The organism is Acinetobacter lwoffii (genome assembly GCF_049367455.1).
Taxonomy (GTDB): Bacteria; Pseudomonadota; Gammaproteobacteria; order Pseudomonadales; family Moraxellaceae; genus Acinetobacter; species Acinetobacter lwoffii_W.
On the sequence record NZ_JBMPXW010000001.1, the window covers coordinates 2316178 to 2327731 of the forward strand.

General features: G+C 44.8%; 11 protein-coding genes, 1 tRNA gene and 1 other RNA gene. 8 read left to right on the forward strand and 5 right to left on the reverse strand.

Annotation, left to right across the window (positions count from 1 at the left end):
- The gene (locus ACO1B7_RS11090; protein WP_216071046.1) at positions 1 to 1713 is read right to left on the reverse strand and encodes a tetratricopeptide repeat protein; all 1713 of its coding nucleotides are present in this window, start codon (positions 1711 to 1713) and stop codon (positions 1 to 3) included.
- A gap of 79 nt (positions 1714 to 1792) precedes the next feature.
- Between ACO1B7_RS11090 and hemA the strand changes: the two genes are divergently transcribed.
- Positions 1793 to 3082 (forward strand): glutamyl-tRNA reductase, encoded by a 1290-nt coding sequence (gene hemA, locus ACO1B7_RS11095; protein ID WP_423090207.1) that lies wholly within the window; start codon positions 1793 to 1795, stop codon positions 3080 to 3082.
- A 140-nt stretch (positions 3083 to 3222) separates the two neighbouring features.
- Here the strand turns inward: hemA and ACO1B7_RS11100 are convergent, their stop codons facing one another.
- A complete protein-coding gene (locus ACO1B7_RS11100; protein WP_311203728.1) occupies positions 3223 to 5145 on the reverse strand; it encodes a DNA primase in 1923 nt (640 codons plus the stop codon).
- Positions 5146 to 5370: 225 nt separating this feature from the next.
- On the reverse strand, positions 5371 to 6336 hold the full coding sequence (locus tag ACO1B7_RS11105; RefSeq protein WP_311203727.1) for an outer membrane protein assembly factor BamD: 966 nt from the start codon (positions 6334 to 6336) through the stop codon (positions 5371 to 5373).
- Positions 6337 to 6407: 71 nt separating this feature from the next.
- Between ACO1B7_RS11105 and rluD the strand changes: the two genes are divergently transcribed.
- Genes rluD through ACO1B7_RS11120 form a run of 3 tightly spaced genes read left to right on the forward strand, consistent with a single transcriptional unit; the run spans position 6408 to position 8839 of the window.
- Positions 6408 to 7460, forward strand: coding sequence for a 23S rRNA pseudouridine(1911/1915/1917) synthase RluD (gene rluD, locus ACO1B7_RS11110; RefSeq protein WP_005106323.1), 1053 nt, complete (start codon positions 6408 to 6410; stop codon positions 7458 to 7460).
- A gap of 37 nt (positions 7461 to 7497) precedes the next feature.
- Positions 7498 to 8238, forward strand: coding sequence for a peptidoglycan editing factor PgeF (pgeF, locus tag ACO1B7_RS11115; RefSeq protein WP_423090208.1), 741 nt, complete (start codon positions 7498 to 7500; stop codon positions 8236 to 8238).
- 40 nt (positions 8239 to 8278) lie between these two features.
- A complete protein-coding gene (locus ACO1B7_RS11120) occupies positions 8279 to 8839 on the forward strand; it encodes a flavodoxin family protein (RefSeq protein ID WP_180049611.1) in 561 nt (186 codons plus the stop codon).
- A gap of 55 nt (positions 8840 to 8894) precedes the next feature.
- Here the strand turns inward: ACO1B7_RS11120 and smpB are convergent, their stop codons facing one another.
- Positions 8895 to 9374 carry an SsrA-binding protein SmpB gene (gene smpB, locus ACO1B7_RS11125; RefSeq protein WP_004280586.1) on the reverse strand — a complete coding sequence of 160 codons (480 nt, stop codon included), beginning with the start codon at positions 9372 to 9374 and terminating at the stop codon, positions 8895 to 8897.
- A 139-nt stretch (positions 9375 to 9513) separates the two neighbouring features.
- On the opposite strand from smpB, the gene coaD reads away from it, so the two are divergent.
- The 4 genes from coaD (at position 9514) to ACO1B7_RS11145 (ending at position 10823) form a co-directional block, all read left to right on the forward strand.
- Positions 9514 to 10005 carry a pantetheine-phosphate adenylyltransferase gene (coaD, locus tag ACO1B7_RS11130; RefSeq protein ID WP_423090209.1) on the forward strand — a complete coding sequence of 164 codons (492 nt, stop codon included), beginning with the start codon at positions 9514 to 9516 and terminating at the stop codon, positions 10003 to 10005.
- A 1-nt stretch (position 10006) separates the two neighbouring features.
- Positions 10007 to 10270 (forward strand): YfhL family 4Fe-4S dicluster ferredoxin, encoded by a 264-nt coding sequence (locus ACO1B7_RS11135; RefSeq protein ID WP_004280584.1) that lies wholly within the window; start codon positions 10007 to 10009, stop codon positions 10268 to 10270.
- Between the two features lie 26 nt (positions 10271 to 10296).
- Positions 10297 to 10674: RNase P RNA component class A (gene rnpB, locus ACO1B7_RS11140), an RNA gene on the forward strand.
- 72 nt (positions 10675 to 10746) lie between these two features.
- A tRNA-Met gene (locus ACO1B7_RS11145) sits at positions 10747 to 10823 on the forward strand.
- Positions 10824 to 10860: 37 nt separating this feature from the next.
- Here ACO1B7_RS11145 and ACO1B7_RS11150 read toward each other — a convergent pair.
- Positions 10861 to 11277 (reverse strand): hypothetical protein, encoded by a 417-nt coding sequence (locus ACO1B7_RS11150; protein WP_420937851.1) that lies wholly within the window; start codon positions 11275 to 11277, stop codon positions 10861 to 10863.
- Positions 11278 to 11554 lie beyond the last annotated feature (277 nt).

Below are 11554 nucleotides of genomic sequence, written 5' to 3' on the forward strand. Positions count from 1 at the left end.
TTAACTCGTTTTGGTTTGAGGTGCTAACAATAGCGAATTAAGTTGTTTCAATTCTGGGTCATTTGGATGGTTTTGTTGTAATTGTTGTAACACTTGGTGGAAGTGTTGTAGATCACCTTTCATGTACAAGGAACGGGCATAACGTACCCCAATCTTCACATTCGGATTCAATTGATAGGCTTTGTATAACACATCCGCAGCTGTGGTGAAGTCATTCTGTAAATAACAGATATAACCATAGGTATCCAGAATCGATGCCTGTTCTGGTGCATATTCTAGTGCCTGTTCGACATAGCGGCGTGCTTCTTCGAGGCGACGGTTTTGCATCGCCAGGGTATAGGCATAGGCATTCAGATAGGTCGGACTGTTCGGTTCAATTTTAAGTAAAGTGCTGAGTAGTTCATCCAGCTTGACGCGATCCTGATGGGGATCCAGCAACAGAACTTGCGAATAGACCAGTTCAGGGTCATCCGGCAGGTTTTTGCTGGCTTCTTCCAACAGGCGAATCGCAGCTTTTTTATTCTGCATGCGCGTCAAAATATCCGCCTGAGCTAGATAGAGGAAGCTGGCATGTTGTGGATAATTCACCCTTTCCTGGGTTAAGAAACGCAGCGCATCATGCAGCTTATCCTGCTGGGCGAAAATCGAGATCATGTTGCGACGTGAGACGGTGTAAAGACTGCCATCGACCAGACGATAATAAGCTTTCGCCGTTTCATAATGCTGTTTGCGTTCTGCATTCACCGCCAAGTAATAATAGGCTTCGTTTTGATATTGCGCAGAATAACGCAGTTCGACCAGATATTTTTCGGCTTTCTCGTATTCTTCCAGGTCAATACTGGTCAGTCCGGCAATAAACAGGGCTTCTTCAGCAGTCGGCCATTTTTTTAGAATGTCTTGCAGTTTTTTCAGAGCCAAAGTCGCTTCGTTCAGCTTGACCAGATATTTGACTTCGGCCAGACGTACATCCAGATTATTACGGTGTTTACGGCTGGATTTTTCATACCATTGCAGTGTCGCCTGAGTATCGCCGAGTGCATTGAGCAGATTGGCCTTCATCAGGATATAGCCGGTCGCATTCGGACGTTTTTTTAAGGCGCGGTTAACTGTATTTAAAGCCTGTTCAAGCTGACCATTTTGTGCTTCCAGACCGGCCACTAGCACCAGAATAGATGGATTGTCCTTGGCTTTAGTGGTGCTTAAGGCCTGAATCAGATAAGTACGATCCTCTGTGCCTTCCGGTGAAATTCCGGCAAGAATTTCTTCCAGATCGGCACTGTCATCAATTTGCAGGATTTTTTCTAAGGTCTCAGCAGCCAGCTCATATTCATGCGCTTTAAGGGCAATATGTGATAAATAAAATAAAGCAGGGACGTCTTGTGGCTCTTGTACCACCCAGTGCGTGGAGATATCTAGTGCTGCCTGTAGGTCATCATGTTCCAGCGCGACATTCAGTGCACGCTGCTTGACTGAAGTGGAATTGCTCTTGATCGCCAGCACCGTATAGTTGTGCAAAGCAGTCGGAATGTCATGTGCAGCGATGGCAAACTCAGCCATCATACTTTGTTTTATCGCATCATAATTTTGATTTGCATGGTAAACTGCTTCCGCTGCATAAAGATGCGCAGTCGAAGCCATGCTACCCACCAGTAGGAATGTGGTAGAATATTGCTTAATTGTAGGGCCGTTGATACGGCTAATTGTTTGACGCAATTTTTTATTGATCCAAGTAATGCTTTTTATGACACCGATGTTGCACAATAGCATAAATTTAGTGAAATGATGACCTGATATGTCTTTCTTTGCATTGGGTGTCAACCATCAAACTGCCTCTGTAGAACTGCGCGAACAAGTGGCGTTTAACCCTGAAAAGTTAAGTGCCATTCTTGCCGAGCAAAGCCAACACCCTGAACTGAACGACATGGTGGTGGTGTCTACATGTAACCGGACCGAAGTTTACGCCATGTCTGAAAATGCTGACATGGTGCTGAACTGGCTCGCCCAAAAAAATGGGGTGAATGTCAAGCAACTGCAACATCATGTCTATCGTTATGAAAATGCCCAGGCAGTAACTCACTTAATGCGTGTTGCCAGTGGTCTGGATTCACTGATGCTGGGCGAACCGCAAATTCTGGGGCAGGTCAAAACTGCACTTTCTCTGGCCAAAGACTCCCATACGGTATCGCGCAATCTCAACCGAATTTTTGAATATGCCTTTTATGCCGCCAAACGCGTGCGCTCAGAAACGGCTGTCGGCAGTCATGCGGTCTCGATGGGCTATGCGGTGGCACAACTTGCTCTGCAAGTATTTAGTCATCCGGACAAGCTGACCATTATGGTGGTAGCAGCCGGGGAGATGAACAGTCTGGTGGCCAAACACCTCGCAGAGATGGGGGTGGGCAAGATCATTATCTGTAACCGTACCCGTGAACGTGCGGATATTCTGGCGCAGGAAATTGCACATCGGGTTGAAGTTGAAATTATAGATTTTGATCAGCTTGCAGAAAATCTGCATCGGGCCGATGTCATTTCCAGTTGTACCGGCAGTTTACATCAGGTGATCCATTTTGCCGATGTGAAGGCTGCACTGAAAAAACGCCGTTACCAGCAGATGCTGTTGGTCGATCTGGCCGTACCGCGTGATATTGATGCCAAAGTAGAAAGCCTGGACGGGGTTTATCTGTATGGGGTCGATGATCTGCAAAGTGTCATTGAGGAAAATCTGGCACAGCGCCGTCAAGCGGCGGTTGAAGCTGAGATCATGGTCAATCAGCTGGCTACAGAACTGATGACCCAGCAGAAGGTCAAACAGGCCGGGGCGACCATTCATGCCTACCGTGACCACGGGGAAACATTACGTCAGGAAGAGCTGGCATTGGCAATGCAGCGTATTGCCAAGGGTGAAAAGGCAGATACTGTACTGGCCGAGTTTTCACATCGTTTGACCCAAAAACTGTTACATCCAACCTCTATTGTGCTGCGTGAAGCAGCCAAAGCAGAAGACCCTGCCTATTTTGAGCTGTTACAGGAAGAACTGGGCAATGTAGTTGCGAAACGTCGTAAATCCAGGCATTCATTTTAATCAGTATGATGAGAGGCTTGGTTCTTTGCTGATTATTACTTCAACATAAAAAACCAGCCTGATTATTTGAGAAAATGATAAATAATACTGAGATCTAGCACCGACTTCCTTTGATTCATAAGAATAAATGATGTGGAAAATCAGTCTTCTAATAGGGTCATCGAGCGTTTGCGGTCAATTTCATAAATCTGCATTTTCAGGTTTTTCATTTCAGCAATGCTGTTAAATTTCTTGGATTTAATCTTGTTTTTTAAACACTGATATTGCAGCTTGGTTGAAAAATCAGCCGCCAATTTGTCGGCCTGTTCTGGTGATGAGGTGTAATCGCTGACATTGGCATGCTGCAGAATATGCTGCAGTTCATGATGATGGGCTGCGCAGGCACCGAGCACATAATAGATCGACAGTTCTGGGTCATCTGGCAAGTCATCAAAAATCACATTCAGAATGTTCAGAATTTTAAACAGCAGCTGATCTTCTGCCACCAGCGCGCGCAGCGGTTCAAAATGAATATACAGATAAGGATGATTCATCAAGATCGCAATCACATATTCTTCAGCATCAATTTTAGTACTAAAGCTTAAAGATGCATCCGTATTGACCTTGGGTTGCCATTTACGGTTAAAGCCCAGTTTTTCACGGAAAAATTGCTGCAGCAGATAACGGAAGGAACCGTGTTTGGGCAGTAACTCGGTCAGATTTTTTAGTTCACCCATAACCTGACTCTTGCCTTCAGGTGTGGTGATGTCCTGATTTTGGGTCAAATGGGCAAACACGAAGTCCGACATCAACGGTGCCTGTTCAAGCAAGCGTCTGAAGTTTTCTATCCCTTCACGACGGATCAATGAATCTGGGTCATGGTCAGCGGGCAAAACAAAGAACTTCAGCTCTCGGCCATCATTCAGCAGGGGCAGGGCAATGTCCAAGGTACGGCGCGCTGCTTTTTGACCGGCAGCGTCTCCGTCAAAGGCAATGGTCAGCCGATTGCTCTGCTTGAACAGAATATTCAGATGATCTGTATTACTGGCTGTACCTAAAGTGGCTACTGCGCCATGAATGCCATATTGCTGAAGCGCAATCACATCCATATAGCCTTCGACCATCAGCCATTCTTGGGCTTTCTGTTTGCGGCCCTCATAGAGGCCATACAGCAACTGGTTTTTATGGAAGACTTCAGAATCTGGCGAGTTGATGTATTTCGGCTTGATCTCGTCATTCAGGGCACGGCCGCCAAAGCCGACCACACGGCCCTTGGTATCACGGATCGGGAAAATGACTCGTTCACGCAGCAGGTCAAAATCACGGCCACTGTCGCTGGTGCGAATCAGACCTAAAAGTTTTAAGCCCTCAATATCCTGAGGAAAGGCTTTTTCCAGATGTTGCCAGTCTTCAGGCGCATAGCCTAAGCGCCAATAGGCAATGGTCTCTGCAGTCAGACCACGCTGCTTGAAGTATTGCTGGGCACTCGGGCTATTTGGGAGTTGGCGCTCATAGAACTGCGCGATATTTTCTAGCAGGTCGTAGAGGTTACCGTCTTGCTGAACTTCCGCCATCGGTAGGTGTTCAAAAGAAGCAAAAGGGTCACCATAAAAATCCTGTTCGACTGTCTGAAACTCTGCAAATGGATCGAAACTCGCCGTAGATGCAGCATTATTATTTTCTGTTGGAGCGTTATTCTGTTGCGGCTGAGTTTGTGGTGCAGTTTGAGCAGGCACGATTTTGGGTTTGGCTGCTTCACGTTTATATTTTAATTTATTGGAATCAGTATTGTCTTTAGGCAGTTCGATGCCCGTCTGGCTGGACAGGTCTTTCATCACTTCGACAAAATTACGGCTGCCAATGTCCATTAAAAAACGGATGGCATTACCGTTGGCCTGACAGCCAAAACAGTGAAAATACTGTTTGTCACGATAGACGTGGAAAGACGGTGATTTTTCCTGATGAAAAGGGCAGCAGCCTGAATAGGTACGGCCTGTTTTTTTCAGTTTTACGAATTGACCAATCACATCGACAATATCGGTGCGATCGAGAATCTGATCAATCGTATGTTGAGGAATGGCCATGGTCTGCTGAGCTTCTCGTGCTGGAATCTAAGGTCTAAATCACTGAAAAAATGAAAATAGTCTAGTTGGACATTGAATATTTCAAGTTCCTTTGTATACCTTTTGCACGTTTTGTTCAAGCCTGGGCAAGACAACGCAAAAGGGCAAGTATGATACCTTGCCCTTGAGGAAAATGCACCTGTAAAGCGCTGTCTTATTTGCTGATGCTGCCGGCCTTCTTTAGCTTTATTCAGCCGTTTTAGGACGATCCAGCAAACCAAATGAAATGCGATTGGTGATGCTGCGCTTTTCAGTTTCTGGCGTATCCGATTGTGCATCGGTGTCGGTTACAGTCTTGGCTTCTTTACCAAAAATACCCAGTGTCGCGCGGTTAAAGAAGCTGCCTTCACTACGCGCTGCACGCAGATTCACCGTCCCATCTGATTTCACCAGATTCGGATAATTCAGCTTTAATACATCCACATATTGCTGAGAAGTCGCTTTATCACCTAGCTGAGCATAGCCATAAGCAACCGTTGCCAGTGCTTCTGGAATCTGCGGAGTTTGAGGATAATGTTCAATCACCCACAAGCCACGTTCAACTGCTGCCAGATAAGCCTTACGCTTGATGTTGAAACGTGCTGCGTTCATTTCATGCTCAGCCAGTTCCTGACCGATAAACTGCATACGCTGTGCTGCATCCACTGCATAAGTGCTAGATGGATAGCGGCGAATGAAATCAACAAAATTCTGGTAAGCCACTTTCAGGTAGCTGACATCACGATGCGACTGTTTCAGCGAGGTATAACGCAGCAGGCCGTTATAGTTCTGTTCCATATTTGAGACACCGCGTACATAGTAGGCATAGTCGACATTTGGATGTTGCGGGTTCAGACGGATAAAACGCTCTGCCAGTGCGACCGCACCTTCATAATCTTTTTGCTGGAATTTTACATACAACAGTTCAAGCTGCGCTTGCGGGGCATATTGACTGGTTGGGAAATAAGTTTCCAGCGCTTCTAACTGTTTTGCTGCATCGGTATATTGATTACGATCTAGCGCTTTCTGTGCTTTTTGAATATAAACCTGTTCGCTAGATTCCGGACCTTTATCCACGACTTCTTTTTTTGGATTACTGCTACAGCCTACCATTGCCGATGCAATGCCTAACGTCACAGCAAGCATTGTCATTTTATAATGTGGTAGCGACATAAAAATTCCTCTGTTAATACGGGCAATGAGCTACAATTGCACTATTAAACCACTTTTGTCTGAATGAGCAAATGAGTCAAGCACAATCTTCCAATTCTAATATCCCTGATACTGATTTCAATTTACTTGAAGATTCTGAGGATGCAGATAACCATACTTCAGAAGCAACTGCAACACGTTTATCGTTGCAATTTCAACTGGATGAAACTTATATCGGGCAACGGATCGACCAGATTGCCGCAATGGTCTGGAGCGATTTTTCTCGAGAAAAATTAAAGCAATGGATTAAAGATGGCAATTTATTGGTGAATGGTCAACCGGTTAAGCCGAAATTTAAAAGTGATGGTTTTGAAACCCTGACTTTAAATGTTGAGCTTGAAGCGCAAACGCGCAGTCTGCCGGAAGACATTCCACTAGATATCATCTATGAAGATGACGATATTATTGTCATCAACAAACCAGTCGGTATGGTGGTGCATCCGGGTGCTGGCAATAGTTCTGGCACCTTGGTCAATGCTTTATTGCATCACTATCCGAAATCGGCTGAACTGGCGCGTGCAGGTCTGGTACATCGTATCGATAAAGACACCAGCGGTCTGTTAGTCGTTGCCAAAAATCTGGAAGCACAGTTTTCTCTTAGCAAACAGCTTGAGAAAAAATCAGTATATCGCCTGTATGACTTGGTGGTTTACGGCAATATTATTGCTGGCGGTACCATTGATGAACCAATCAAACGCCATCCGGTGGATCGTGTGAAAATGACCGTACTTCCAGGTGGTAAAGACGCGGTGACGCATTACAATGTCAAAGAGCGTTTCCAGCATTTTACCCGTGTTCAAGCCCGTCTGGAAACTGGACGTACCCATCAGATCCGTGTGCATTTTAGCTATATCGGCTTTGGCTTGGTGGGCGATCAGGTGTATATGCCACGTGTCCGTATGCCTGCAGGTGCATCGCAATTATTAGATGATACTTTGCGTGGCTTCAAGCGTCAGGCTTTGCATGCTGTACAACTCGGTCTGACCCATCCGCGTACCAAAGAAGAAATGACCTTTGAAGCACCGTGGCCGGAAGACTTTGCCAATCTGGTTGAAGTGCTGCGTACCGAAAACAAAGCCTATTAATCTTTTTATTTAGCTCGCGTCAAAGCAAGGAATCGAGATGCAATTTGTACCAGGACTTCCACAAGGTGTGTATGTCGGCCAGACTCGCGTTCACCATGCGAAAGTACAGCCATCCGCACAGCCTGAGCTTGCAGGTTTTAACTTGGCCTTGCATGTGCAGGATAATGCGCTACGGGTACAACAGCATCGTATGGCTTTATTGCAGGATTTCGCTGCCTTTGGCGTAGATAAGATTACCTGGATGACCCAGACGCATAGCACCATCTGTCATAGCATTAATGAGCAGATGCCATTTACCGCACTGGTCGGAGATGGTCTGGTGACGCAGAGCAAGGCACATGCTTTAATGATGATGACTGCAGATTGCTTGCCTGTAGTACTGGGAAATGCTGATGGCACAGAAGTTGCCAATCTGCATGCCGGTTGGCGGGGACTCGCAGGAGGTATTATCGAAAATACCATCGCAGCCATGCAAACTCCGCCGACCTGGGCCTGGCTCGGGGCGGCCATTAGTCAGCCATGTTTTGAAATTGGCGCTGAAGTAAAAGCTGCTTTTTGTAGTAAATATCCTGAACTGGACAGTGCATTTCAGGCCGGTGAACAGGCAGGTAAATATTATGCTGATCTATATGCGATTGCGCGTTATATCTTGCAGCAACATGGCATAAATACCGTATTGGGTGGGGAGCAGTGTTCTTATCGTCAAGCAGATGAGTATTTTTCTTATCGCCGTGAGCCAAAAACAGGGCGTATGGCGACATTCGTGTTTATGGCATGAAAATGTTAAACTTAACTGAATTTTTTGGCTTTTGAGCGTTATGTCCCTATCTTCCAAATCTGTTGCGATTGTTTATCACAGTCCTTATGGACACACGGCTAAAGTGGCAAATTTTATTGCCGATGGTGCGCGCGAAACTGGTGTTCAGGTGCATATGATGAATGTCGAACATATAGACTGGGATGTACTGGATGCCGCCGATGCGATTATCTTTGGCTGTCCGACCTATATGGGTAGCCTGACTTCTGCCATGAAGCTGTTTATGGAACAGTCTTCCAAGCGCTGGCTGGCACGTAGCTGGCAGGGTAAGCTGGCAGCAGCCTTTACCAATGGTGGTGGACTCAGTGGCGACAAGCTGGCGGTCTTGCAGCAAATCAATCTGTTTGCCATGCAGCACGGTATGCTATGGAGTGGATTGCCATTAATGCCGACAGGACGTGCCGTCACGGATCTAAACCGGATGTCGAGCTTTTTGGGTTTAATGACCCAGTCAGATAACGCACCGGTAGAAGTGACTCCACCTGAAGGTGATTTAAAAACCGCGTTCTGGTTTGGGGAATATATTGCCCTGACTCTGGCAAGACTGGGCGGTAAAGCTTAAAGTTATAATAAAACCTCCAAATGCGGAGGTTTTTTTATATTCAACTTTTAATCCATTATTTATGGAAAATTCGTGCTTTATCACGTTGCCAGTCACGGTCTTTTTCGGTGGCACGTTTGTCATGGAGCTGCTTACCTTTCACCAAGGCAATTTCCAGCTTGGCATGTGGACCTTTCCAGTAACACGCCAGTGGTACGCAGGAATAACCTTTCTGGTTAATTGCACCCATCAACTTTTCAATTTCACGGCGATTCAGCAATAGCTTGCGGGTACGGGTTGCTTCAGGCACCACATGGGTCGAAGCGCTTAATAAGGGCTGAACTTGTGCACCAAACAAGAACGCTTCACCATTTTTAAAGGTAATATAACTTTCTACGATGGTCATGCGACCAGCACGCATTGATTTGACTTCCCAGCCTTTTAATGAAAGCCCCGCTTCAAATTTCTCTTCAATAAAATAATCGTGGCGGGCACGTTTATTCAGTGCAATGGTACCGCCATTATTTTTTTTTACTACAATAGATGCTTTCGCCATAATCTGATACTTCCAAACGTGCTGCTATTGTACCGCAACTAGAAATAAGGTGAAGTTTTTTAAATTAATGAGGATTATTCACCAAAAAAACAAGTTTTTGCTAAAATAAGATTCTACATAACAAACAGAGTACAAATGGATGTCTAAAACTCGTGTGATTTATCCGGGGACTTTTGATCCAATTACCAATGGACATATTGATTTGGTAACCCGCGCAGCGCGAATGTTTGATGAAGTTGTGGTAGCGATTGCCATCGGTCATCATAAAAATCCGGTATTTAGTCTGGAAGAGCGTGTCGCATTGGCAAAAGAGTCATTGAATCATTTGGACAATGTTGAATTTGTAGGTTTTGACGGTTTGCTGGTCAATTTTTTCCGTGAGCAAAAGGCGACTGCTGTATTGCGTGGTTTGCGTGCAGTGTCTGATTTTGAGTACGAATTTCAGCTGGCCAATATGAACCGTCAGCTGGACTCCCACTTTGAAGCGGTATTTTTAACCCCTTCAGAGCAATATTCTTTTATTTCATCCACTTTGGTGCGTGAAATTGCTCGATTAAGAGGTGATGTGACCAAGTTTGTGCCACCAAACGTGGTCGATGCCTTCGAGCGTAAACTTCAACAAGGTTGGTAGCGTGTCTTTATATATCACCGATGAATGCATTAATTGTGATGTCTGTGAACCTGTATGCCCGAATGAGGCCATCTATATGGGTGAACTCATTTATGAGATTCATCCAGATTTGTGTACAGAGTGCGTCGGACATCATGATCAACCGCAGTGTCAATTGTTCTGTCCGGTAGATTGTATTCCACTGGATCCGAATCATGTCGAAACGCAGGAACAGCTGCAAGCCAAGTACGAAAAACTGACTGCTCAAAAAACATCAAGCAATTAGTCTCGATATTTGATACTATGCCGCTCGAAGTGAGCCAGACGATCGCTGCTGTGGAGATCTCCGTGATTGAAGCAGGGGAGGAAAGTCCGGGCTTCATAGGGCAAGGTGCCAGGTAACGCCTGGGCGGTGTAAACCGACGGCAAGTGCAGCAGAGAGAAGACCGCCTTCATTATGGTTTCGAGCAATCGGAATCGGAGGTAAGGGTGAAAGGGTGCGGTAAGAGCGCACCGCATGGCTGGTAACAGTTCATGGCGAGGTAAACCCCACCGGAAGCAAGACCAAATAGGAATCCATTAGGCATGGCCCATGCTGGATTCGGGTAGGTCGCTTGAGCGCATGAGTGATTGTGCGCCTAGAGGAATGATCGTTCACGACAGAACCCGGCTTATCGGCTCACTTCAACAAATTTTGATCAAACAGCACAATATGGGGTTGACGTGATTTACATAAAATCCCATAATGCGCGCACAGTTTAAGGCTATGTAGCTCAGTTGGTTAGAGCACCGCACTCATAATGCGGGGGTCACAAGTTCAAGTCTCGTCATAGCCACCATATTCTGAAAAAACCCACTCCGATTGAGTGGGTTTTTTTATGCCCCAATTTTATTTTGATTGGTTTGAATATCAGAGATAGCGGATTTCAAAACTTGTAGGCAAATTTTAGCTGTTTGTTCTCTAGGTGAGAATTTTTCAGTCATTTGCTGAAAAGGATGTATGTAATTTCTAAAATCTCTTAATTCTTTGCTAAATCGATATGTATCTTTTTCAATTAAATTAATTGAATGAGATACTTCAATGAAATTATGAAGTGTCCATTGATCGAAGTTTTTTACTTTGCCATCTTTTTTAGGGCTACAGTTTGAAGTATTAAAAACCCTTGGATTTAAAGAAGCAATATTTAAGAATATTCCCTCTAATGTACTACCAGCTAATAACACAACGGAAAGGTATGCTTCAGCTTTAAAAGCTTTTTCAATTTCTATTATTCTACTTTTGATTACAGGCATTAAGGTTGGGATGAGATTTAACTGAGAGTAATCAAACTTAAATTAATGTTTTATAAAGTTATTTTCAATATTTTCATTATCTGATTGGAATTGTTCATCAAGATTGATTTTTGTAATAGGTGTAAGGTTAATTTCAGTGTTGGTTCTAGTAATTTGATATTTGTCGAATTGTAGATATTTATTGAACTCTTTAATTAACCCGAATCGCGGATAAGAAAATGACTTGAAAAATAAGAGGACTAGAGCCATCAGTTGAGTTACCACACAAAACCTAAAG